We start from the raw sequence: 23575 nt of genomic DNA, 5'->3' as shown, positions 1-23575 counted from the left end.
AGCCTTTGCGTGCGAGGCTGCCCCGGCCCCGCAACCGGAGTCGCGCCATGCGCTTTTCGCCGCTCTTTTCCGCCGCCGCGCTGACGCTGGCCGGGTTCGCCGCCCACGCCGCCGAGCCGACCCCCGAAATCCAGCGTTCGGCTTCGGCGCCGCCGCAGGCGGTCGGCGCCGTGCACACGCTGCGGCAGATTCCCGAGGCCTGCGCGCGCCTGGAAGGCATGTTCACCGGCGAGGCCGCGCAGCCGTACAAATTCGCGGTCGTGCGCAGCAGCCCCAATTGCCAGCCGCGCGCGCGCTTCGTCGACGCGGCCAAGGCGCAGCCGTCGGAAGCCGGGGGCTGGAAGTTCAACGATCTGATCCGGGTGCCCAGCGCGGCCTGTCCGAGCCAGCGCGCGGTGGTGCGGGTGTGGCGCCGGCCGGCCGCGGTGGCGCCGCCGGAGCTCGACGCGCAAGGCCGCGCGCGGCTGTACCTGCAGGACGAGAAGGCCCGCGCCGAAGCCGCCAAGCTGACGCCGGTGCCGATGTTCGCCGCGGCGATGACGGTCGAAGGCAAGGCCTGCGGCGGCTGAGCGCGACGCCGCGCTGAAAATACCGATGCCGGAAACGACGAAAGGGCCGCTCGCGCGGCCCTTTCGCTGTGTTGCGCAGGCGAGACGGCGGCTCAGCGCACGCCGACGCAGTCCTTGAGTTCGACCACGAAGTCGGTGTCGTTGTACTCGTCGAAGGTGCCGGTGAGCTGGATGCGGTCGTTGGCCCGCAGGGTCAGCGCATAGGCCTTCTGGTCCGGACGCAGCTGGCAGCGCACGCGGGTCTCGAACAGGCGGCGGTCGCTGTCGGCCAGACCCGGGATCAGCGAGGTGGTGGCCTGGAAGGTCACGTAGTACTTGCCGTTCTTGCCGTCGCTGACGCCGGCGTTGCTGCCCTTCACCGTGTAGACGCGGCCCTTGTAGCGGTCGGCGACGACGGCGGCGTTTTCCTTGGCCTGGGTTTCGATTTCCTTGGCCAGCTGCGGCGCGCCGATCACGATCGGCAGAGCCTTCGGCGCGGCCGAGCGCGGCGGCGCGGTCTTGCCCGGCTGCAGCGCGCCGATCATGTCGCAAATGCCCTTCTTGATCGTGTCGGGATGGCCGAACGCGCCGCGGCGCAGCTTCAGCGTGGCGGTCACGGTGCCGGCGCTGTCGGCGGTGATCTGCAGCGGCAGCGGGCGGCTCATCGCGGTGGACGGCTCTTCCAGCACCAGGCTGCCGCCGACGGTGTCCTCGCTGAGCACGGCCATGTTGCGGGCGATGCCGGCATTGCGGACCTGGCCGATCGCGCTGGCGATCGAAAGCCCCTTCACCGTGTTCGAGGTGAAGTACTCGGTGCCGGTGAGCGCATTGCCGCGCTTGACGAAATTGTCTTCGCACTGGCCGGCGACGGCCGAGACGGAGGGGATCAACAGCAACAACGGAACCAGAAACCTGCCTTTCATGAAGGACTCCCTGTAATGACTGAAGCGTTGCGTCCCTGCGCCCTGATCCCGCACGAACGCTTGCGGCGGCAGATTGCCGCAATCGGGTGGGCGGTTCAACGTTTTTCGGTTGGCCGCGGCGGGCCGGACCGGGCATTGGCGACGTGGCGCACAGATGGGCGCGGCCCGGGGCCGGGCGGGAGGTCGGCGGGGCGCGCGGGCGCCGCTGCCGTGGCGCGGCCGCGAAGGGGTTTCGATGGCATCGCGGCGGCGCCGTTAAGGCATCGCCGCGACGCCGCGAGCCGACCGGCGGCGCCGCGCCGCCAGCGGGTAGGGCACGATCAACCGGCGGCGGGTTCGGTGCCGCCGCAATCGGGATCGCGTTCGTAGCGGCGCTGCATCTCCGCCGGGTCCATCGCTTCGATGCTGTGGCCGATGTTCCAGCGATGGCCGAACGGATCGATCACCGTGCCCGAACGCTCGCCGTAGAAATGATCGCGCGGCGCCATCGCCAGCCGCGCGCCGGCGGCGACCGCGCGGCCGACCACGTCGTCGGCGTCGTCCACGTGCAGATGCAAGGTGTGGCTGTGGCCGGCGCCGGCGACCGGGCGATGGATGTCGACCTCGGGGAATTCCTCGCACAGCATCAGCGTGGTGCCGCCCAGATCCAGCTCGACATGGCCGATGCGCCCGCCCGGCTCGACCAGGCGGAATTTCTCGGTGGCGTCGAACACCTTGCAATAGAACGCGACCGCGGCCTGGGCGTCGCCGACGCAGAGATAGGAAAACAATTCGTGCACGGCCATGGCGGACTCCTGGATTGAGGTGGACGCAGCGTGCGCCCGCATGCGCCGCCCGGTATTGGACAAAATTTACCCTCGCGCCCGCCCGCCCCGCCGGATCGCCCCTGGTAGGAGCGGCGTAAGCCGCGACCGCGCTGCGACAGGTCGCGCCGTAAAGACGGCCACACCAATACAGCCGAAAGCCCCTGTAGGAGCGGCGCAAGCCGCGACCGCGTTGCAGCAGGTTGCGTCGCAAGCCAGGTGTCGCGATCGCGGCTCACGCCGCTCCTACACTCGCCCCGATGCGAGCGCCGCAGCGTTACCGCCGCGGCGCAACCACCGGCAGGTGATGCGGCGACGCCGCCCGCGCCGCCAGATACGCCCGCGGCGACACCCCGGCGAATTCGCGGAACTCGCGGATCAGATGAGACTGATCGAAATACCCGGCGTCCAATGCCAACTGCGCCCAATCCGGCCGCGGCGTCGCGCTCAGCGCCTGCAGCAAGCGCTTAAACCGCAGCACCCGCGCGTAGCGTTTCGGGCTCAGCCCCGCGGCGTCGCGGAAGCCGGCGATGAAACGGCGGTGGCTGCGTCCGTTGGCTTCGACCCACGCGGCCACGCGGCGCTCGTCGTCCGCGCGCAACGGCGCGGCCACGCCGTCGAGTTGGCGCACGGCGCGCACGATCTGCGGATCCAAACCGCGCACCGGCCGCAGCCGCGCGCTCAGAAAATCCTCGAACGCCCGCCGCCGCAGCGACGGATCGGCCACCGCCGCCAATCGCTCGTACAACGCGTCCGCCGCGCCCGCGCCGCACAACTCGTCCAGGCCGACATGGCGCGCTTCCAACTCGGCCGCCGACACCCCGAACAGCGCCAAGGCCGCGCCCGGCCGCAACACCGCGCCGACCGAAGCGGCCGGTTGCGAGGTGTCCTTGATGCTGTAGCCGGCGCGCGCGCCGGCCACCACCGCCGGGCCGAGCGCGCGACCGACCGCGTCGTCCGCGTCGGCGTACAAACGCAGCGGCGGCCCGTCCAAGCGCACCGCCAGATGCATCGCGCCGCTCGGCAACGAATGCTCGCGCGCGTGCCCGGGCGCCGCGTCCGGCCGCGCGCAGACCCAGACCGTTTCGATCCAGGGCCGCAATTGCGGCAGCCACGGCGCGCCGGCGGACACGGCGTTCTCCTCAGCCCTCGTACGGCGGCAGCTTGGCCTTCACCGCCGCGTTCTTCAGCGTCACGTACTGCGGCAGGCCGTCGCGCCCGTACGGCGGCGGCGCTTCGCCGCGGATCAGCGGCTCCAGATACTTCCGCGCCTGGGCGGTGATGCCGTAACCGTCCTTGCGGATGAAGTTCGCCGGCATCTTCTTCTCGCGGTTGGCGATCTTGTCCAACGGCGCCGGCTCGATCTTCCAGCGGTACGGCGCGTCGGAACTGCGCACGATCACCGGCATCACCGAGTTCATGCCCTTGAGCGCGTACTCCACCGCCGCCTTGCCGGCCGCGCGCGCTTGCTCGACGTCGGTCTTGGAGGCCAGATGCCGCGCCGAACGCTGCAGGTAATCCGGCAGCGCCCAATGCACCTTGTAGCCGAGCGCGTCCTTGACCCGCCCGGCCAGATGCGAAGCGACGCCGCCGAGCTGGGTGTGGCCGAAGGAATCCTTGCCGCCGCCGGCGTCGGCGACGAAGCGGCCGTCCGGGGTCTGGATGCCTTCGCTGGCGACCACCACGCAATAGCCCACGCGTTCGACCGTGGCCTTCACCTTGGCGAAGAAGTCGGCTTCCTCGAACGGGCGCTCGGGGAACAGGATCAGGTGCGGGGCCGCGTCGGCGCCGTCGCCGGCGAGGCCGGCCGCGGCGGCGAGCCAGCCGGCGTGGCGGCCCATGGCCTCGTAGACGAAGACCTTGGTCGAGGTCTCGGCCATCGCCGCCACGTCCAGCGCGGCCTCGCGCACCGACACCGCGGTGTACTTGGCGGCCGAGCCGAAGCCCGGGCAGCAGTCGGTCACGGCCAGATCGTTGTCGACGGTCTTGGGCACGCCGACGCAGGTCAGCGGGTAGCCGTACTCGGCCGCCAGCTGCGAGACCTTGAGCGCCGTGTCGGCCGAATCGTTGCCGCCGTTGTAGAGGAACCAGCGCACGTCGTGGGCCTGGAACACCGCCAGCAGGCGCTCGTAGCGGGCGCGGTCGGCGTCCAGCGCCTTGAGCTTGAGCCGGCACGAACCGAACGCGCCGCCCGGGGTGTGGCCGAGGGCGCGGATCGCCGCGGCCGATTCCTTGGAGGTGTCGATCAGCTCCTCGCGCAGGGCGCCGAGGATGCCGTTGCGGGCGGCCAGCACCCGCACCTTGCGCGCCCGGGCCGCCTCGATGACCCCGGCGGCGGTGGCGTTGATGACGGCGGTCACACCGCCGGATTGCGCGTAAAGCAGGTTTCCGGCGATCTTGCCAGGGGATTTTCTGGCGGTTTTGGCAGTCGGCATGGGGATTCCAGGATTGGCGCCGGTTTGCGGTAAGCTGGCCGCAATATTCCGCCCGGCGGGTGGCAGGCCGCTTCGAGTGTAGCGCCGCCCCCGGTCCAGGCCAGCCCCGCAACGGCCCGACAGCGGCCGCGGGGCCAAGCCCGCCGCAGCGCGCGGCGGGCGCCACGGTTTCATTTGTTTTAGGAGCGATGTTGATGCGATTGGTACTTCTGGGCGCGCCCGGTTCGGGCAAGGGCACGCAAGCCGCACGGCTCAAGGACCACCTGCAGGTGCCGCATATTTCCACCGGCGATCTGTTGCGCGCCGAAGTCGCCGCCGGGTCCAAGCTGGGCCTGGAAGCCAAGGCGGTGATGGACGCCGGCAATCTGGTCAGCGACGAGATCCTGCTGGGCATGCTCGAGGACCGCTTCTCGCGTCCGGACACCCACGGCGGCTTCATTCTCGACGGCTACCCGCGCAACCTCGCCCAGGCCGACGCGCTCGACGCGCTGCTCAAGCGCATCGGCCAGCCGATGGACTTCGCCGTGCAGCTCGACGTGTCGACCGACCTGCTGGTCCAGCGCATCGCCGGCCGCGCCGCTGAACAAGGCCGCAAGGACGACAGCCCCGAGGCCGTGCGCACCCGCCTGAAGGTCTACGACGACGTGACCGCGCCGGTGATCGAGTACTACCGCCAGCACGGCCGCCTGACCGTGGTCGACGGCGTCGGCTCGCTGGATGAGGTGTTCACCCGCATCGTCGAGGCGCTGGAGCCGGCGCCGACGGTGGGTTGACGGGGCGGCCGCTCGCGGATGAATTCGATTGTGCGGAGCGCGCTTTGCGCGCTGGGGCTGATCTTCGCCGCTGCGGTACCGACCGCCGGGGCGGTGCAGCCCTTCACCTACGATAACCCCGGCGAGGTGGCCGGGGCCGCCGCGTTGGCTCCCGTCGCCAAGCGCCGTCTGGTCGCCGAGACCACGGCGTACTGTGCCGGCATGGCGAACGATCTCGCCGACGCGTCGCGCCAGTCCTTAGTCCGCTGGGAGGAGCGCAACGGCGGTTATGTCGCCGCCGCCGAGCGCGTGTATGCCTCGATCAAGAAGGAAGTCGGCGCCGGCGCCGAGGCGGCGAAGAACCTCGCCGAACTCGATCAGTACCGGACCTCCGTGATCGAACAAACCAGCCCGATGATGGCGAACATGATCAAGGCTCTGCCGCAGGAGCAGGGGCGGCGGAGCATGTGCAAGAGCACGTTGGCCGCCATCGACGCGGGACGCTTCGATATCGCCAACGACGATCCCAAGATCGTCGCCTTGTTGAAAACCCACATGAACTGACTAACGTCGGTTACGTTTCGCGATTTCTTAGCCGCCCACGAATGAAACTCCATATCCTCGGCATCGCCGGCACCTTCATGGGCGGCGTCGCCGCGCTCGCGCGCGAACTCGGCCACGACGTGGAAGGCAGCGATCAGGCGGTATACCCGCCGATGTCGACCCAGCTCGAACGCCTCGGCATCGCCCTGCGCCAGGGCTACCGGCCCGACAACATCTCCGCCGACTGCGACGAGATCGTGGTCGGCAACGCGCTCTCGCGCGGCAACGCCGCGGTCGAACAGGTGCTCGACGACGGCCGGCGCTACACCTCCGGCGCGCAGTGGCTGAGCGAGCGCGTGCTGCCGGGCCGCGACACCCTGGCGGTGGCCGGCACCCACGGCAAGACCACCACCACCACGATCCTGACCTGGCTGCTGGAAGCCGCCGGGCGCGCGCCGGGCTTTCTGATCGGCGGCGTGGCCGAGGACTTCGGCGCCTCCGCGCGCATCGGCGCGGGCCGCGAGTTCGTGGTCGAGGCCGACGAATACGACACCGCGTTCTTCGACAAGCGCAGCAAGTTCGTCCACTACCGTCCGCTGGTGGCGATCCTCAACAACCTCGAATACGACCACGCCGACATCTTCCCCGACGTGGCCGCGATCCAGCGCCAGTTCCACCATCTGGTCCGCACCGTGCCGCGTCGCGGCCGCCTGATCGTCAACGGCGAGGACGCGCGCCTGGGCGAAGTGCTGGCGATGGGCTGCTGGACGCCGGTCGAGCGCTTCGGCCTGGACGGCGGCGATTACGAATGGAGCGCGCGCCTGATCGCCGCCGACGGCAGCGCGTTCGCGGTGATCCGCGACGGCGCCGAAATCGGCGAAGTGCATTGGCCGCTGCTCGGCCGCCACAACGTGATGAACGCGCTGGCCGCGCTGGCGGCCGCGAACGCGGTCGGCGTGGACGTGGCCTCGGTGCTGCCGGCGCTGGCGCAGTTCCGCAGCGTCAAGCGCCGCCTGGAAGTGATCGGCGAAGCCGGCGGCATCACCGTCTACGACGATTTCGCCCATCACCCCACCGCGATCGAAACCACCTTGGCCGGCCTGCGCGCGCGCGTCGGCGCGGCGCGGATCGTGGTGGCGATGGAACCGCGCAGCAACTCCATGCGCCTGGGCGCGCACGCCGACGCGCTGGCGCCGTCGCTGCGCGAAGCCGACACCGTGGTGTTCCTGCACCGTCCCGAACTGGCCTGGGACGCCGGCAAGGTCGTCGCCGGTTTGCGCGGCGAAGGCGTGACCGTGCCCGATGCCGACGCCTTGATCGCCGCCTTGCGCGAACGCGCGCGCGCCGGCGACCACGTCGTGTTCATGTCCAACGGCGGCTTCGACGGCGCTCCGCGGCGGTTCTTCGCGGCGTTGCAGGGGCGCTGAGCCGCTCGGGACGGGAGCGGCGATCGCTCCCGTCGATTTCGGCTGTTTCGTTTCTTCCAAGCGCAGCGAACGCCTGCGTTCTGGCGCGAGCGAGCGTTCGTCGCAGTTCGGTTGTCGCGGTCGCAGCTTGCGCAGCTCCTACAGGGGCTTCGGCGGGTTCGTATCCGACTGTAGGAGCTGCGCAAGCTGCGACCAACCGCAGCGACGCAGCCCTGCCGCTCTTTCCCGAAGTACGCAACCCTCAGATCGTCATTCCGGCGAAAGCCGGAATCCATTTTGCCGTTGCCGTTGCCGTTGCTGTTGCCGTTGCCTTTCGCCTTGACGGATCTCCGACCAAAGCCCACGCCCCGCAGCCCCGGAGGGCGTGCGCATGGATGCGCACGCGCGCCATGGGTCAGGATGACCCTTATGGCGCGGCCCCGCGCCACGTCGAGCCCTAGTGGCTTTTGATTCGAAAACAAGGAAAGCGCCTTTCTTTGGTTACTTTCTTTGGCAAGACAAAGAAAGTGACCCGGCCGCTTGCGGACGGAACGCACTTGATTGTGGCTTGTCCTCACTCGTTGGTGCCGCTGAGAGCGAGCCCACAGCAAAGTCAAAATGGATTCCGGCTTTCGCCGGAATGACGGAGTGTGAGCTGCGCTTCTCGCAGGTGGCGGACACCCTACCCACCGTCATTCCGGCGAAAGCCGGAATCCATTTTGATGTTGCTTCCGCTTCCTCTCGCAAGAGCGCGCGACGACAAGCGAAGATCAAACGCTGAGAGCTTTCGTCCGCAAGCGGCCGAGTTACTTTCTTTGTCTTGCCAAAGAAAGTAACCAAAGAAAGGCGCTTTCCTTGTTTTCGAATCAAGAGCCACTAGGTCCAGCACCGGGCGCGGGGCTGCGCCGTAAGGGGCATCCATGCCCCTACGGCGCACGCGCGCATCCATGCGCGCGCCCTCCGGGGCTTTGGGACGTGGGCCTCGGGCGAGGTTGCGTCCGATCAAGAGCCGAAGCGGAAACAGCAACGACAACGACAACGGCAACAGCAACGGCAACAACGGCAGCAGCAGCGACCGCCAAGCCGCAATCGCCCACCCCACCGAAATACCCACACCGTCCCACCCCCACTAGCAACCACCGCTTCCTCCACGGTTACACTCCCCCCATGCCCCCCGACACCCCCGCCGACTCGCTGGGACTGTTCCCCCTGCACACCGTGCTGCTCCCCGGCGCGAGCCTGGGCCTGCGCGTCTTCGAGCGCCGCTATCTCGACCTTGTCCGCGAATGCGGCCGCCAAGGTCGCGGCTTCGGCGTGTGCCTGATCATGCAAGGCGAGGAAGTCGGCGAACCCGCCAGCGCCGCGGCCTACGGCACCGAAGCGCTGATCGAGGATTTCGGCACCGGCGAAGACGGCCTGCTGACCTTGCGCGTGCGCGGCGCGCGCCGCTTCCGCGCCGAACGCGCGCGGGTGCGCGACAACGGTCTGCAAGTGGCGCAAGTGCGCTGGTGCGAGCCCGACGGCGAGGAGGTGGTGCAGCCGCAGCACTCGCTGCTGGTGACCTTGCTCGAACGCTTGCTGGAGCAAGCAGGCGGCGAACATTCGCTGGCGCCGCATTCGCGCCTGGACGACGCGGCCTGGGTCGGTTGGCGCTTGGCCGAACTGTTGCCGCTGTCGCTGCAGCAGCGGCAGATGCTGCTGCAACTGGACGATCCGCACGAACGCCTGGACCGGCTGATTACGCTGTTGCCCTGACCGCGGCGCGCGCATATCCGCGCGCTCGCCTTCGTCAAAAGCCGGCTCGTCGTTACCGCGGCGCCGAGCCGCAGCCTGCTTCGGCCCGTGCGCGCAAGGCGCGACCTGCCTTCATCGAAACGCTCAAGGCGCCGTTTCCGGCCCGCGATACTGCGAACGCAAGCGCAACACCTCGACCCCGTTCTTCGGATGCGCTTGCTGCACGGTAACGAAACCGGCCAGCGCGCGCCGCACCTGCGCGTGCGCGGCGCCGTCGTCGGGTTGCGGCAGCCACAGCACCGCGGCGTCGAAGGGTTTGTTGAGCTTGAGCGTCTGGGTGGTGCCGATCCACAACGGCGTGCCGTCGGACAGCACCGCCGGCGCCGGCCACAGCCGCAGCGCGTACTGCACGTCCGGGGTCGGGCCGTCGCGCAGCATCAGCAGCGATTCGGCTTGCGCGTCCAGCGTCGCCGGCAGCACCACTTGTTCGCGCGGCGGGGTGTCGTCGTCGAGCAGGGCGATGGTGTTGAGCCAGGAGGCCTGTTCCTGCACGCGCCAGCCGGCCGCTTCCAGCGTCGCGCGCAGCGGCGGCAAAGGGCCGGCGACTTGCAGGTCCAGCGGCCAGCGCCGGCGCACGTCGCTTTCGTTGCGTTGCGCCGGCAGCATGCTCCAGTCGCTGAGCCACCACCGCTCCGCATCCAGCACTGCGGTCGGTTTGGCCGAGGCGAACTTGGCCAGCAGCGGATCGGCCGCGCGCGGCGCATGCCACAGCGCGGCGGCCGCGAACACCGTGTAGAACAACCACGCCAGCGGCCGCATCCAGAACGAACGCGCGACGTGGCGGCGGTAGGCGATGCCCAGCGCCAGCAGCCAGAAAATGCCGAACAAGGTGCCGCCGATCAGATCGCTGGGCCAATGCGCGCCCAGATACAGACGCGCGAACCCGACCAGGGTGGTGATGACGCCGGCCAGCAAGTACGGCCACACCCGCTGCCGCCCCGGCAGTTCGCGCGCGATCAGCACGGCGAAGAAGCCGAACACGATGGTGGTCATGGTCACCGCCACCGAGGGGAAACCGAAACCGGCCGGCGCGGTCGGCGGGCGCGGCATGTCGATGGCCCATTCCAGCAGCGAGGTCAGCGCCAGACCGAACACGATCGCGCCGACCCAATGCGCCGCCGCCATCCAGCGCCGGCGCCATGCGAGATAAGCCAGCACCGCGATCGACGCCGGCGCCAGCACCATCGGATCGCCCAGGCACGCCAGCGCCGCCATCAGCCGGTCGGCCAGCGGGTTGCGCAGCGTCCACATGAACTCGTGCACGGTGTGGTCGATCTGCAGCGGCCCGCCGCTGGCCAGCAGCGTCGCCAGCAGGGTGAACCAGATCCAGCTGATCGCCAGCAGGCAGACCGCCAGCATCACCAGCGACGCCGATTCGGGGCGGTTGGGATCGATCAGCGCGCCGGCGTAGCGGCCCAGGCGCGGATGCGCGCGGGTCCAGCGCAGCGCGCGCGCGAGCAATTGATCGGCGTGATTGGCGAACCAGCGCCAGGTGTAGAGCACGATCGCCCACACCAGGGCGAGCGCGACCAGCAACGCGCCGAGGACCACGGCCAAACGGTCGGCGACCGCGGCCACCGCGTCGTAGGACGCGCCCAGCACCCAGCCCGGCGCGAGGAACAGCGCCGACCACGCCGCGCAGGCGAACAGGCTGGGCATCGCGTAACGGCGCATCGGCATGCGCAGCATGCCGGCGATGGCCGGCACGAACGGGCGCACCGCGCCGACGAAGCGCGCGATCACGATGCTCTTGCTGCCGTGGCGGTGGAACAGGTTCTCGCCGCGGTCGATCCATTGCGGATAGCGCGAGAACGGCCAGCGCTGGCGCAACTGCGGGCCCCAGCGATAGCCGATCCAATAACTCAGGCCGTCGCCGGCGAACGCGCCGAGGGTCGAGCACGCCAACGCGTACGGGCCGTTGATGTGGCCCAGGCCGACCAGCGTGCCGACCGCGAACAGCAGCGGCAGGGCGGGGACGGCGATGCCGAGAATGATGAGAGCGTCGCAGAACGCGATCAGGAAGATCACGACGCCCGCGGCGATGGGGTGGGCCGCGATCCATGCGGTCGCGCTTTCGAGCCAGGCGGAATCCATCGGTCGATTATAGGCAGGGCGGGCTGTGGCGAGGATGAAGCGGCGGCGTGACCGAAGGCACTGGGCGTGACTGCGGGTGACGGCCTGTAACCGCGGCCGGTCGCCCCGGTTCGGCCCGCCCGTGCGCGCCCCGAGGCCGCCGCGGGCCGGGCCGCGCCGGCCCGAAGTACACTGCGCGCATGTCGGAAGTGATCGAAGTGACCGCGCTGAAGGCCGATAGTTTCGGCCGCATCGCCCTGATGCGCGACGGCCGCGGCCTGTTCGTGCGCCGCGACCTGGGCCACGTGCCGTTATGGCTGCGGCTGCCGGCGTGGTGGCTGGCGCGGCGCGAGGCGCGCGCGCTGCAACGCGTCGACGGCCTGGAAGCGACCCCGCAGCTGCTCGGTTGGGACGGCCGCAAGCTCGACCGCAGCTATCTCGACGGCGCGGCCATGTACCAGCGCCCGCCGCGCGACGATCCGGCCTATTTCTGCCAAGCCCGGCGGCTGTTGCAGCGCCTGCACCGGCGCGGGCTGGCGCACAACGACCTGGCCAAGGAAGCCAACTGGCTGGTGCTGACCGACGGCGCGCCGGCGATCATCGATTTCCAGCTGGCCGTGCGCGGCGACCCGCGCTCGCCGTGGATGCGCCTGCTCGCGCGCGAGGACCTGCGCCACTTGCTCAAGCACAAGCGCACCTATTGCCCGCAGTACCTCACCCCGGTGGAGCGGCGCGTGCTCAAGCGCCATTCGTGGGTGCGCGAGCTGTGGTTCGTCACCGGCAAGCCGGTCTATCGCTTCGTGACCCGGCGCATCCTACATTGGGAAGACAACGAGGGGCAGGGGCCGAAGCCGTAATCGCCGCGGCTTCGCGGATCGCTCGGCGTCCGGCGCATCGGTGCCTCCAGCGATCGCGCCGTCGACGGTTTCGCTGCGGGCGGCCGTGCACCGAGCCACGGTGCTTCAAACGATCGCGTTTCAAACGATGGCGTTTCAAACGCCTTCGTTTGAAGCATCATCGTTTGAAGCGCGGGGCCGATCGCGAGAACGCGGCCACGATACGGCCCGGATAACGGCGCCGCGCCCGGCTTGGTATTAGGATGAGGCCCACGCCTGCGCGCCGAGCGCGCGGCATTTCTCCGAGTCGTTTCTCTTCCGAGCTCAGGCCGCCCATGTCCACTCTCCAAGGCAAGACCCTCTTCATTACCGGCGCCTCGCGCGGCATCGGCCGCGAGATCGCCCTGCGCGCCGCGCGCGACGGCGCCAACATCGCCATCGCCGCCAAATCGTCGGTGGCCAATCCCAAGCTGCCGGGCACCATCCACAGCGTCGCCGAAGAAGTCGAGGCCGCCGGCGGCCGCGCGCTGGCGCTGAAGTGCGACATCCGCGAGGAAGACGAAGTCGCCGCCGCGGTCGCCGCCACCGCCGACGCGTTCGGCGGCATCGACATCCTGGTCAACAACGCCAGCGCGATCTGGCTGCGCGGCGCGCTCGACACGCCGATGAAGCGCTTCGACCTGATGCAGCAGGTCAACGCGCGCGGCAGCTTCCTGTGCGCGCAGGCGTGCTTGCCGTATCTGCGTCAGGCCGCCAACCCGCACATCCTGACCTTGGCGCCGCCGCCGAGCCTGGACCCGAAGTGGTGGGCGCCGCACACCGGCTACACGTTGGCGAAGATGGGCATGAGCTTCGTGACGCTGGGTTTGGCCGGCGAATTCGGTCCCACCGGGGTAGCGGTCAACGCGTTGTGGCCGAAGACCATCATCGCCACCGATGCCCTCAACATGATCCCCGGCATCCCGATGGACCGCTGCCGCAAACCGCAAATCGTCGCCGACGCCGTGCGCGAAGTGCTGATTCGCCCGGCCGCCGGGTTCTACGGCCGCTTCCTGATCGACGAAGAGGTGCTGGGCGAAGCCGGCGTGACCGATTTCGATCGGTACGCGGTCGAGCCGGGCAAGCCCTTGCTGCCGGATCTGTTCCTGTAAGCGCGAATCGTCTCTCGTATCGCGGTCGCGGCGCGACCTGCCGCCCCGCGGTCGCGGCTCGCGCCGCTCCTACAGGAATAAACGAACCTCGCCGAAGCCCCTGTAGGAGCGGCGCAAGCCGCGACCGCGCCAACCCGATCACGGCGACGCTTTCCTATCGCCGTCGCCGCGACCAAAGATCAATCCCAAACAGCAAGACGGCGCCTCCAGGAAGCACCGCCCCGCCGCCTCACGGCTTAGGCCGCTGCAACGCATCCGACAGCGAATACAACAGGTCGACATAGAACCGCTCCACCTGCGCCAGACTCGCGACCTTCGACCCCTTCGCCGGCTCGACCACCATGTACTCGTTCGGCGCATGCGCGCCGCTGCCGTGGCCGAGCCCGCCGGAGATCATCGGCAACCCCAAGGTTTGGGTGAACACGTAATACGGCGCGCTGCCGGCGATGCGCGGCGCCACCGGCGGGGTTTGGCCGTACTTGCGGTAGACGCTCAGCGCGGCCTGGGTCAGCGGCGCCTGCGCCGAGGTCTGCGCCGGCGGATACCCCGACAGCTTGCGGATCTCGATGTCCTTGAACCCCTGATCGTCCAGCCGCTTGCGGATGAGCGCCAAGGCCTGATCCGGCGTCTGATCGGGCACCAGCCGCGAATCGACCTTGGCCACCGCGCGGTGCGGCAGGATCGTCTTGACCCCTTCGCCGGTGTAGCCCGCGACCAAACCGTCGATGTTGAGCGTGGTGTCGAACAATTCCGCCGCGGTCGCGTCGCGATAGTCGCGGCCGTTCTTCCAGCGCGCCGCGCCCAGCGATTGCAGCTGTTTCGCCGCGTCCGACTCGCGCTCGCGCACGATGCCGTTGAACAGCTGCTGCTCTTCGCGATTGGGCGCGCGGATCGCATCGCGGTAGCCCGGCACGGCGATCTCGCCGTCGGGGCCGGTCAGCGTCGCCAGCGCTTGCACCAGCCGCCAGCTCGGCGAATCCAGCTTGGCCGCGAGCGAGCCGTGCACTTCCGCGCGCTGCGGGCCGCCGCTGCTGGCGTTGCCCTTGGCCTCCAGCTCCATATAGAGGATGCCCTTGACGCCGAGGAACATCGACGCGGCGCCGTCGCGGTCTTGGGTGTTCATCGGGAAGAACACACCGTCGGCCTTGCGCAAGGTGTCGGCGTATTTCGCCACCACCTCCGGGTAATGCGGCGAGCCGAGCTCTTCTTCGCCCTCGGCCAGCACGATCAGATTGACCGGCGGCTTGCCGCGGGTTTTGATCACCGCATCCAATGCGTTGAGGAACGCGCGCTGCGGACCTTTTTGGTTGGTCGCGCCGCGCGCCATCAACACCTTGCCCAGGCCCGGTTCGTCCACCAGCGAACCGGCGAACGCGTCGACCTTCCAGCCGGTCGGTTCGATCGGCTGCACGTCGTACATCATGTAGACCACGAGCGTGTGCTCGGCGCCGGCGTCGTAATAACCGTAGACGCCCGGGTGGCCCGAGGTCGGCACCAGCGCGGTGTCGCGGAAGCCGAGTTGCTGCAGATCCGCGCGCAGCAACTCGGCCATCTGCGCGATGCCCTTGTTCTGCGCGCTGATCGAGGGCTGGCGTACCCAACGCTGCAACTGCGCGAGGTTCGGCGCGGCGTGCTTGTCGAGATAAGCGTAAACGTCGGCGTACTCGCCGGTGTAAGGCGCGACCGAAGCCGCGTCGAACGCGGCGGTTTCGGTGATGACGATCTTCGGCGGCGCGGCCCAGGCGGGCGCGACGCAGAACAGCGCGGCGGACAACAGCGAAGCGGACAGCGGCACAGCGGTACGGCGACGGCGCATAGCGTTTCCCCTCGGCGTGGACGGTGTCGGCCCGGGGCGCCGCGCGCGCGGCGTGCGGTCAACCCATGGGCGTGGGCAGATGATGCCCGCAATTGCGGCAGAACAGCGCTTCCGGGTCGTGGCCTTCGAGCCCGCACTGCGGACAGCCGCGGCGGTCGAGATGGCCGCGTTCGTGGCTGGCCTCGCGCAGGCTGCTGGCGAGTTCGGCGGTGTAGATGCCGGTCGGCACGGCGATCACGCTGTAGCCGATCAGGATCAGCACCGAGGCGACGAAGCGCCCCAGCGGCGTGGCCGGCGCGATGTCGCCGAAGCCGACCGTGGCCATGGTCACGATCGCCCAGTACATGCCGGTGGGAATGCTGGTGAAGCCGTGTTCCGGCCCCTCGACCACGTACATCAGCGCGCCGAAGATCACCACCACGGTCAGCACCGCGCTGATGAACACGAAGATCTTGCGCCGGCTGCGCCACAGCGCGCCGACCAGCATGCCGCCTTCCTCGACGTACTGAGTGAGCTTGAGGATGCGGAACAGCCGCAGCATGCGCAGCACCCGCACCACCAGCAGGCTCTGGCTGCCCGGTATCAACAGCGACAGATACGTCGGCAGGATCGACAGCAGATCGATCAGGCCCCAACTGCTCAGCGCGTAGCGCCACGGCCGCCGCACCACCGCCAGGCGCAGGCCGTATTCGAGCGTGAACAGCGCGGTGAACACCCACTCCGCCACGTACAGCCACGACGACCAGCGCGCATGGAAGCGCGGCACGCTGTCGAACATGATCACCAGCACGCTGGCGAGGATCAGCGCGATCAGCAGCAGATCGAAATTGCGCGACGGCGGGGTGTCGTGGCGGTGGATGATGTCGAACCAACGCCGCCGCCAGCCGGTTTCGGCGGCCGGGTTGAGTTGCGGGTCCAGCAGAAGTCGCATGCCTGTCCTCTCCTCGCAGGCCGGCCATTGTGCCCGCCGACGGGGAGCGCGGCGTGATGCCGCGGCCGCCCTCTGCACGCGCCCGAGCGACCTGCGACAATGGCCGTTCCCCACCCAGCCCACGCCTCGCCGCCCATGGACACCGCCTCGCTGTACGCCCTTTCCGAGCGCTACTACCTGCCCGTCTACCGCCCGCGCCGGATCGTGCTCGACCACGGCAAGGGCTCGCGGATCTGGGATCTGGACGGCCGCGAATACGTCGATTTCGGCGCCGGCATCGCGGTCAACGCGCTCGGCCACGCGCATCCGGCGCTGATCGCGGCGCTGACCGAACAGGCCGGCAAGCTGTGGCACACCAGCAACGTGTTCGTCAGCGAGCCGCCGCTGCGGTTGGCCGAACAGCTGGTGTCGGCCTCCGGCTTCGCCGAGCGCGTGTTCCTGTGCAACTCCGGCGCCGAGGCCAACGAGGCAGCGATCAAGCTGGCGCGCAAGTGGGCCGCCGGCGAAGGCCGCGAGCCCGAGCGCCGGGTCATCCTGAGCTTCCGCGGCAGCTTCCACGGCCGCACCCTGGCCGCGGTCACCGCGACCGCGCAGCCCAAGTACCACGAAGGCTTCGAGCCGCTGCCGCCGGGCTTCCGCTACAGCGATTTCAACGATCTGGCCGCGGCCGAGGCGGCGATGGCCGACGGCGCGGTGTGCGCGGTGCTGGTCGAACCGGTGCAAGGCGAGGGTGGGGTGACGCCGGCCAGCGACGCCTTCCTGCGCGGCTTGCGCGAGCTGTGCGACAAGCACGGCGCGCTGCTGATCCTCGACGAAATCCAGTGCGGCATGGGCCGCACCGGCGAGTTGTTCGCCTGTCATGCCTACGGCGTGACGCCGGACGTGGTGACGCTCGCGAAGGCGCTCGGCAGCGGTTTCCCGATCGGCGCGATGCTGGTCGGCCCGAAGCCGGCGCAGTCGATGCAGTTCGGCGCCCACGGCACCACCTTCGGCGGCAATCCGCTGGCCGCGGCGGTCGCCGGCGCTGCGCTGCGCGAGTTGCGTTCGCCCGAATTGCTCGCCAACGTCGCCCGTCAGGCGCAGGCGATCCGCGACGGCGTCGCCGCGCTCGATGCCGAGTTCGGCCTGTTCTCGGAAGTGCGCGGTCGCGGGCTGATGATCGGCGCGCAACTGCGCGCCGAGCACGCCGGCAAGGCCGGCGAGATCCTCGACCGCTGCGTCGAACACGGCCTGCTGCTGTTGCAGGCCGGCCCCGATGTGCTGCGCTTCGTGCCGGCGCTGAACATCGGCGACGCCGACGTCGCCGACGGTCTGCAACGCCTGCGTGCGGCGCTGCTGCAGTTCCTCGGGCGCTGAGCCGGATGGGCGCGGCCGACATCCGCTGCGTCTTCTGCGATCTGCTCGCCGGCCGCGCGCCGGCGAGCTTCGTGCATCGCGACGAACATCTTTCGGCCTTCGTCGACCTGCGCCAAGCGGTCGATGGCCACGTGCTGATCGTGCCGAACCGGCACGTCGAAACCCTGTTCGACCTCGACGAAGACACCGCCGGCCGGATGATGGCGTTGGCGGTGCGGGTGGCGCGCGCGCTCGCCGCCGAACTCGAACCGCCCGGGCTCAACCTGTGGCAATCCAACGGCGATGCCGGCGGGCAAGAGGTCCCGCACGTGCACCTGCACGTGCAACCGCGCCGCGTCGCCGACGGGTTGATGCGCGTTTATCCCAACGGCGTTCCCGCGCCGAGCCCGCGCGCGAAGCTCGACCAACTCGCCGCGCGCATCGCCGCCCGTCTCTGACGCATCCAGCCCGCAGCCCCCTGTAGGGGCGGCGCAAGCCGCGACCGCGGGAGGGGCCGGTCGCCGTAAGCGCGGTTCCGCCATCGCGGCTCGCATCGCCCCAACAACGGCTCCGGCCCCTCGACGAAACCCCGGAAATCCAGGGTCTTTACCCGCGCCCACGATTCAAACGATAATAATTCTCGTTTGCTACAACCCCTCCGGAGCCGCCCCCTCATGTCCCGCCGCCGCCCGCGCCTGGCGCCCCTGGCCTTGGCCATCGCCTTCCCCTTGAGCCTGCCCGCCGCCGCCGCGAGCGCTGCCGACGTCCCCGCCGATGCCGAGCGCGACAAAGCCACCACGCTCGACCACGTCGTCGTACAAAGCGCCGGCGAGGGCTACAAAGCCGCGACCGCCGCCACCGCGACCAAGACCGAAACCCCGATCGGCGAAACCCCGCAAGCGATCACCGTGATCACCCGCGAGCGCATGACCGACCAGGGCGCGACCACCGTGCAGGACGCGCTCAACTACGCCGCCGGCGTGCGCTCGGAGGCCTACGGCCTGGATTCGCGCGGCGATTGGACCTTGATCCGCGGCAGCTCGCCCGACGAATACCTCGACGGCCTGCGCAGCTCGTTCAACTACTACACCAGCTCCGCGCGCACCGATCCCTACATGCTCGAGCGCATCGAAGTGCTGCGCGGCCCGGCCTCGATGCTGTTCGGCCAAGGCAGCACCGCCGGCGTGGTCAACCTGGTCAGCAAGCGCCCGCAAGCGCAGACCCGGCGCGAAGTCGGCGTGCAACTCGGCAGCTTCGAGCGCCGCCAGGCCAACGCCGATTTCACCGGCGCGCTGACCGACGACGGCACCTGGCTGTACCGCTTGGTCGGCGTCTATCGCGACAGCGAAACCCAGGTCGATCACGTCGACGACAACCGCCGCCTGTTCGCGCCCTCGCTGACCTGGAAGCCGAGCGAAAACACCTCGCTGACCCTGCAACTGCGCTGGCAGCGCGACCGCACCGGCTCGACCTCGCAGTTCTTCGGCTGGAGCGGCCTGCAGGCGCCGAACCCGAACGGGCGCATTCCGGCCAGCCGCTACATCGGCAACCCGGGCGACCACTACGACACCGACCGCACCACCGCGGGCTGGCTGTTCGAGCACCGCTTCAACGAAAACTGGATCCTGCGCCAGTCGTTCCGTGCCGCGCGCAACAAGGTCGATTACGTCAGCGTTTACGGCAGCCCGTACCAGAACCCCACCGATCCTTTCGTCGATCCGCAGCAGCGCTTGCTGCCGCGCGAAGGCTGGTTCGCCAAGACCAACGTGCGCATGCAGAACATCGATCAGCACGTCGAAGGCCTGTTCAAGACCGGCGCGGTCGATCACCAACTGGTGGCGGGTCTGGACGCGGTGCGCTTCAAGCAGGACGAGGCGCAGATGTTCGACGTCGTGCCGCCGATCGACATCTTCAATCCGGTGTACGTGGCGTACACGCCGCCGCCGCTGCCCGCGCCGGTCAAGACCAGCCAGCGTCAGGTCGGGCTGTACCTGCAGGACCAGATGAAGCTCGGCGAGCATTGGATCGTGGTCGCCGGTCTGCGCCACGACCGCGTGACCAACGGCCTGGAAGGCGCGGCCGACGAGAAATCCAGCGCCACCACCAAGCGCCTGGGCGTGATGTTCCACGACTGGGCGGGCTGGTCGCCGTACGTGAGTTACAGCGAATCCTTCACTCCGCTGGCCGGCACCAACGCCCTCACCGGCGCGCGCTACCGGCCGAAGAAGGGCGAGCAGATCGAAGCCGGCGTCAAATTCGAGCCGGCCGGGCGCGATCTGAGCTTCACCGCCGCGACTTATGAGCTGCGCGAAGAAAATCGTCTGGTCGCCGACCCGCGCAATCCGAACGTCAATATCCAGGCCGGCAAGACCAAGGTCAGCGGCCTGGAACTGGAAGTCACCGGCAAGGTGACCTCCTCGTTCGACATCACCGCGCACTACAACTATCTCGACAACGACAAGCAGCTCGAAGCCACTCCGCGCCATCAGGCCGCGGTGTGGGGCAAGCAGCGCTTCAGCGTCGGCGGCCGCGACGGCTTCGCCGCCGGTTTGGGCCTGCGATATATGAGCGCGTTCGACAGCCCGCCGGCGCCGACCACGCCAGCGGTGACCTTGGCCGATGCGATGGTGTCCTACGACACCGGCGCGTGGCGCTGGGCGCTCAACGTCAACAACCTGACCGACAAGCGCTATTTCAGCATCTGCATGGGTCGCGGCGACTGCTGGTTCGGCGCGCGCCGCAACATCGGTTTGAGCGCGACGTTCACGTTCTGAGCGAGCCGACTTGGCCGACGCGGATACGAAAAAGGCCGGCGATTCGCCGGCCTTTTTCGTTTGCGAGCAAACGACGCGCCTGCGTTTTACAGCGCCGCGAACGCCGCCTTCGCCGCCTCGATCGTCGCCGCGATTTCCGCCTCGCCGTGCGCGCTCGACACGAACCCGGCCTCGAACGCCGACGGCGCCAAATACACGCCGCGCTCGAGCATGCCGTGGAAGAAACGGTTGAAGCGCGCGGTGTCCGAGGCCTTGGCGTCCTCGAACGTCTCCACCGGCCCTTCGCGGAAATACAGGCCGAACATGCCCGGCGCGCGGGTGGTGTGGAAGGCGACGCCGGCCTCGCGCGCGGCGGCCTCGAGCCCGTCGCACAGCGTGTGGGTGCGGCGCTCCAGATCGGCGTGGAAGCCCGGCGCCTGGATCAGTTCCAGCGTCGCCAAGCCCGCCGCCATCGCCACCGGATTGCCGCTGAGGGTGCCGGCCTGATAGATCGGGCCGGCCGGCGCGACCTGGCTCATCAACTCGCGGCGCCCGCCGTACGCGCCCACCGGCATGCCGCCGCCGATGATCTTGCCGAACGTGCTCAGGTCCGGCTCGATCCCGTACCGCGCCTGCGCGCCGCCGAGCGCCACCCGGAAACCGGTCATCACCTCGTCGAAGATCAGCACCGCGCCGTGCTTCGTGCACAACTCGCGCAAGTGCTGCAGATAGCCTTCGCGCGGCAGGATGCAGTTGGCGTTGCCGACGATGGGCTCGATGATGAGGCCGGCGATTTCGCCGCCGACTTCGTCGAACAGCTTGGTCGCCGCGTCGAAATCGTTGTAGGGCAGGGTGAGGGTGAGGTCGGCCAGCGCCGAGGGCACGCCCGGCGAATTCGGCAGGCCCAGGGTCATCACGCCGCTGCCGGCCTTGACCAGGAAGCTGTCGCCGTGGCCGTGATAGCAGCCCTCGAACTTGACGATGCGGCTGCGGCCGGTGGCGCCGCGGGCGACGCGGATCGCCGACAACGTCGCCTCGGTGCCCGAGTTGACCATGCGCACCATCTCGCAGCTCGGCACGATCTTGACGATCTCCTCGGCCATCGCCACTTCCAGCGCGTTGGGCACGCCGAAGCTCAGGCCGTCGCGCATGGTGCGCTCGACCGCGGCGAGCACCTGCGGGTGGGCGTGGCCGGCGATCATCGGGCCCCACGAGCCGACGTAATCGACGTAGCGGTTGCCGTCGACATCGAACAGATACGCGCCCTGCGCGCGCTGGGCGAAGAACGGCTCGCCGCCGACCGATTTGAACGCGCGCACCGGCGAATTGACGCCGCCGGGCAGCAGTTGCGAAGCGCGGGTGAACAGTTCGTGCGAGCGGGCGTTAGTCATCGGTTCGGTCTTCGAAGCAGGAAAGGTAGGCGCGCGCGGCGGCGGCCGGATCGGGCGCGTCGAACACGCCGCTGATCACCGCCAGCAAATCCGCGCCGGCGCGCACGAGGTTGCGCGCATTGTCCGGGGTGATGCCGCCGATCGCCACCCGCGGCAAGCCCAGTTCGGCGGCCTGAGCGAGCAATTCCGGCGCGGCGCGGCGCGCGTTGGGCTTGGTCGGCGAAGGGAAAAACGCGCCGAAGGCGACATAACTGGCGCCTTGCGCGGCGGCCGAGCGGGCCAGGGCGATGTCGGCGTAGCACGACGCGCCGAGGATCGCCTCGGCGCCCAGCGCCGCGCGCGCGGCTGCGAGTTCGCCGTCGTCCTCGCCCAGATGCGCGCCGTCGGCGCCGATTTGCGCGGCCAGACGCCAGTCGTCGTTGACGATCAGCGGCACCGCGCGGGCGCGGCACAGCGGCAGCAGCGCCAGCGCTTGCTCCCGACGCAGCGCGGCGTCGGCGTCCTTGTTGCGGTACTGCAGCCAGGCCGCGCCGGCGTCGAGCACGGTCGCCGTGCGCGCCAGCAGCCGCGCGGTGTCGGCCTCGTCGGGCGTGATCGCGTACAGGCCGCGCCGCGGCCAGGAGGGTTTCATCGGGTCGGCTTCCGTCGGAGGGGGCGGGGTGGGAGAATGCCTGTCCCGCTCGAAACCCATTATCCGCCCATGTCCGAGATCGCCGCGACCACCGCCTACCGCACCTGGATGTGCGTCGTGTGCGGCTTCATCTACGACGAGGCCCAAGGCCTGCCGGACGAAGGGCTGGCGCCGGGCACCCGCTGGGCGGACGTCCCCGACACCTGGACCTGCCCCGACTGCGGGGTGACCAAGGACGACTTCGAGATGATGGAAGTCTGAGGATTCCGCGAGGACGCCTCCCGGGCGGCGCCGCGATCCGCGCCGCCGGCTGCGTTATTGGATCCCCGGCCCGAACTTCATCTCGGCGCCGTTCTCCAGCTTCAACCGCTCCGCCTCGCCGGCGTTGAGCTCCAGCACGTACTTCGCCGGCGCCTCGCTGGGATAAGGCGGGCAGCGGTCGCCGGCCGAACACGGCGGCACGTTGCGCTGCTGCGACACCAGCCGCCGCTTGGAATCGAAATACAGGATGTCCAGCGGGATCTTGGTGTTCTTCATCCAATAGGCCTGCAGGTCTTCGCTGTCGTGCACGAACACCATGCCGCGGTCCGCGGCCATCTCGTCGCGGAACATCAACCCGCGCGAGCGCTGCTCCTGGGTTTTGGCCACTTCCACCTGGAAGCGCTGGCCGCCGACTTCGACCCAGCTTTCGCCCTGGCCCGCGGCGCAGCCGGCCAGGGCCAACAAGCAAGCAACGACTACAACGGACGTCTTCGACATGGCCGGTTCCTTGGGCGCTGGGCGATGCGGCGAACATCGTCCAGCGCCCGCGCCGCGTCAAGACGAAACGATCCGAAAAATTCTTCGTCCGACCCCCTTCCCGAAGCGGGGTCGCATCTGCATAATGCGCGGCCCGCCGACCAGCGACATCGATCGGCGGGACGCGCAGAACGCGGCGGTTTCGATACGTGTTGACGAATCGAAAACATGCTGTACGATGCGCGGCCCGCAAGCAGTTCAGCGCATGTGGGAACGCGCAAAAACAGCGATTTTCGAAGAGTGTTGACGAATCGAAAACAGGCTGTAAGATGCGCGGCCCGGCAAGCAGTTGATCGCTTGCAGGGAGCGCAAAAAACAGCGGTTTCGGTGAGTGTTGACGAACTGAAACGATGCTGTAAGATGCGCGGCCCGATCGGCGGTTGGATGGTTGATCGGAGCGCGGTACGGCAAGCGGTTTCGACGGGTGGTTGACGAAACGAAACGATGCTGTAAGATGCGCGGCCCGGTTGGACGGACGCTTCGAAACGAAGTCGGTTCGGACGAACGGGAGGCAGCAGAAAGATTCGCGGACAGGTGTTGACGTTCACGAAAACTGCTGTATAGTGTGCGGCTCCCTCGGGTGCTTCGGCAACGAGGACGGAACAAGGCGCTGAGGCCGGTTCCTAGGATCTTTGACAGTGTGCGCAGGTGACTTG

General features: G+C 69.1%; 21 protein-coding genes. 11 read left to right on the top strand and 10 right to left on the bottom strand.

All coding sequences use genetic code 11. The annotated features are described in order from the left end of the window. Nucleotides 1-47 precede the first annotated feature (47 nt). Nucleotides 48-569 carry a hypothetical protein gene (locus J5226_RS25200; protein ID WP_215837814.1) on the top strand — a complete coding sequence of 174 codons (522 nt, stop codon included), beginning with the start codon at nt 48-50 and terminating at the stop codon, nt 567-569. 92 nt (nt 570-661) lie between these two features. On the opposite strand, the gene J5226_RS25195 is transcribed toward J5226_RS25200, so the two are convergent. From J5226_RS25195 to J5226_RS25180, 4 genes are all read right to left on the bottom strand, one after another. Continuing rightward, nucleotides 662-1471 (bottom strand): hypothetical protein, encoded by an 810-nt coding sequence (locus tag J5226_RS25195; protein WP_215837813.1) that lies wholly within the window; start codon nt 1469-1471, stop codon nt 662-664. Between the two features lie 320 nt (nt 1472-1791). Further along, complete coding sequence (locus J5226_RS25190) at nt 1792-2256, bottom strand: VOC family protein (protein ID WP_215837812.1); 465 nt, start codon at nt 2254-2256, stop codon at nt 1792-1794. A 295-nt stretch (nt 2257-2551) separates the two neighbouring features. Then, entirely contained in the window at nt 2552-3406 is an 855-nt protein-coding gene (locus tag J5226_RS25185; RefSeq protein WP_215837811.1) for a helix-turn-helix domain-containing protein, read from the bottom strand. A 10-nt stretch (nt 3407-3416) separates the two neighbouring features. Continuing rightward, complete coding sequence (locus tag J5226_RS25180) at nt 3417-4709, bottom strand: 6-phosphofructokinase (RefSeq protein WP_215837810.1); 1293 nt, start codon at nt 4707-4709, stop codon at nt 3417-3419. Between the two features lie 194 nt (nt 4710-4903). Here J5226_RS25180 and J5226_RS25175 point away from each other — a divergent pair, with 194 nt between their 5' ends. The 4 genes from J5226_RS25175 (at nt 4904) to J5226_RS25160 (ending at nt 9165) form a co-directional block, all read left to right on the top strand. Continuing rightward, nucleotides 4904-5482, top strand: a complete 579-nt coding sequence (locus J5226_RS25175) for an adenylate kinase (protein WP_215837809.1) — start codon at nt 4904-4906, stop codon at nt 5480-5482. Nucleotides 5483-5500: 18 nt separating this feature from the next. Then, nucleotides 5501-6025 carry a hypothetical protein gene (locus J5226_RS25170; protein ID WP_215837808.1) on the top strand — a complete coding sequence of 175 codons (525 nt, stop codon included), beginning with the start codon at nt 5501-5503 and terminating at the stop codon, nt 6023-6025. 41 nt (nt 6026-6066) lie between these two features. After that, nucleotides 6067-7431: a UDP-N-acetylmuramate:L-alanyl-gamma-D-glutamyl-meso-diaminopimelate ligase gene (gene mpl / locus J5226_RS25165; protein ID WP_215837807.1), complete on the top strand. Its 1365-nt coding sequence runs from the start codon at nt 6067-6069 to the stop codon at nt 7429-7431. Nucleotides 7432-8577: 1146 nt separating this feature from the next. Next, nucleotides 8578-9165 carry an LON peptidase substrate-binding domain-containing protein gene (locus tag J5226_RS25160; RefSeq protein ID WP_215837806.1) on the top strand — a complete coding sequence of 196 codons (588 nt, stop codon included), beginning with the start codon at nt 8578-8580 and terminating at the stop codon, nt 9163-9165. Nucleotides 9166-9288: 123 nt separating this feature from the next. On the opposite strand, the gene J5226_RS25155 is transcribed toward J5226_RS25160, so the two are convergent. Beyond that, nucleotides 9289-11298, bottom strand: a complete 2010-nt coding sequence (locus tag J5226_RS25155) for a bifunctional DedA family/phosphatase PAP2 family protein (protein WP_215837805.1) — start codon at nt 11296-11298, stop codon at nt 9289-9291. A 179-nt stretch (nt 11299-11477) separates the two neighbouring features. Here J5226_RS25155 and J5226_RS25150 point away from each other — a divergent pair, with 179 nt between their 5' ends. Both J5226_RS25150 and J5226_RS25145 read left to right on the top strand, forming a co-directional pair. Then, entirely contained in the window at nt 11478-12134 is a 657-nt protein-coding gene (locus J5226_RS25150) for a serine/threonine protein kinase (protein WP_215837804.1), read from the top strand. Nucleotides 12135-12448: 314 nt separating this feature from the next. Then, nucleotides 12449-13264, top strand: a complete 816-nt coding sequence (locus J5226_RS25145) for an NAD(P)-dependent oxidoreductase (protein ID WP_215837803.1) — start codon at nt 12449-12451, stop codon at nt 13262-13264. Nucleotides 13265-13493: 229 nt separating this feature from the next. On the opposite strand, the gene J5226_RS25140 is transcribed toward J5226_RS25145, so the two are convergent. Continuing rightward, nucleotides 13494-15080, bottom strand: coding sequence for a M20/M25/M40 family metallo-hydrolase (locus tag J5226_RS25140; protein WP_215837802.1), 1587 nt, complete (start codon nt 15078-15080; stop codon nt 13494-13496). A 58-nt stretch (nt 15081-15138) separates the two neighbouring features. Then, nucleotides 15139-16011, bottom strand: coding sequence for an ion transporter (locus tag J5226_RS25135; protein ID WP_215837801.1), 873 nt, complete (start codon nt 16009-16011; stop codon nt 15139-15141). Nucleotides 16012-16146: 135 nt separating this feature from the next. Between J5226_RS25135 and J5226_RS25130 the strand changes: the two genes are divergently transcribed. The 3 genes from J5226_RS25130 (at nt 16147) to J5226_RS25120 (ending at nt 20120) form a co-directional block, all read left to right on the top strand. Further along, nucleotides 16147-17367, top strand: coding sequence for an acetylornithine/succinyldiaminopimelate transaminase (locus J5226_RS25130; protein ID WP_215837800.1), 1221 nt, complete (start codon nt 16147-16149; stop codon nt 17365-17367). A 5-nt stretch (nt 17368-17372) separates the two neighbouring features. Beyond that, nucleotides 17373-17804: an HIT domain-containing protein gene (locus J5226_RS25125; RefSeq protein ID WP_215837799.1), complete on the top strand. Its 432-nt coding sequence runs from the start codon at nt 17373-17375 to the stop codon at nt 17802-17804. Nucleotides 17805-18020: 216 nt separating this feature from the next. Beyond that, nucleotides 18021-20120, top strand: coding sequence for a TonB-dependent siderophore receptor (locus tag J5226_RS25120; protein ID WP_215837798.1), 2100 nt, complete (start codon nt 18021-18023; stop codon nt 20118-20120). An 86-nt stretch (nt 20121-20206) separates the two neighbouring features. On the opposite strand, the gene hemL is transcribed toward J5226_RS25120, so the two are convergent. After that, nucleotides 20207-21490 (bottom strand): glutamate-1-semialdehyde 2,1-aminomutase, encoded by a 1284-nt coding sequence (gene hemL / locus J5226_RS25115; RefSeq protein WP_215837797.1) that lies wholly within the window; start codon nt 21488-21490, stop codon nt 20207-20209. Beyond that, on the bottom strand, nt 21483-22121 hold the full coding sequence (thiE, locus tag J5226_RS25110) for a thiamine phosphate synthase (RefSeq protein WP_215837796.1): 639 nt from the start codon (nt 22119-22121) through the stop codon (nt 21483-21485). Before thiE ends, hemL begins: the two co-directional genes overlap by 8 nt. A 69-nt stretch (nt 22122-22190) precedes the next feature. Here thiE and J5226_RS25105 point away from each other — a divergent pair, with 69 nt between their 5' ends. Next, nucleotides 22191-22382 (top strand): rubredoxin, encoded by a 192-nt coding sequence (locus tag J5226_RS25105; protein ID WP_215837795.1) that lies wholly within the window; start codon nt 22191-22193, stop codon nt 22380-22382. Nucleotides 22383-22436: 54 nt separating this feature from the next. Here J5226_RS25105 and J5226_RS25100 read toward each other — a convergent pair whose 3' ends face one another. Next, nucleotides 22437-22880: a DUF192 domain-containing protein gene (locus J5226_RS25100; RefSeq protein WP_215837794.1), complete on the bottom strand. Its 444-nt coding sequence runs from the start codon at nt 22878-22880 to the stop codon at nt 22437-22439. Nucleotides 22881-23575 lie beyond the last annotated feature (695 nt).

Source organism: Lysobacter sp. K5869 (assembly GCF_018847975.1).
In the GTDB taxonomy this organism is placed as follows: domain Bacteria; phylum Pseudomonadota; class Gammaproteobacteria; order Xanthomonadales; family Xanthomonadaceae; genus Lysobacter.
Note: the sequence above shows the minus strand (reverse complement) of the source record. Positions and strands in the feature narration are given on the sequence as shown.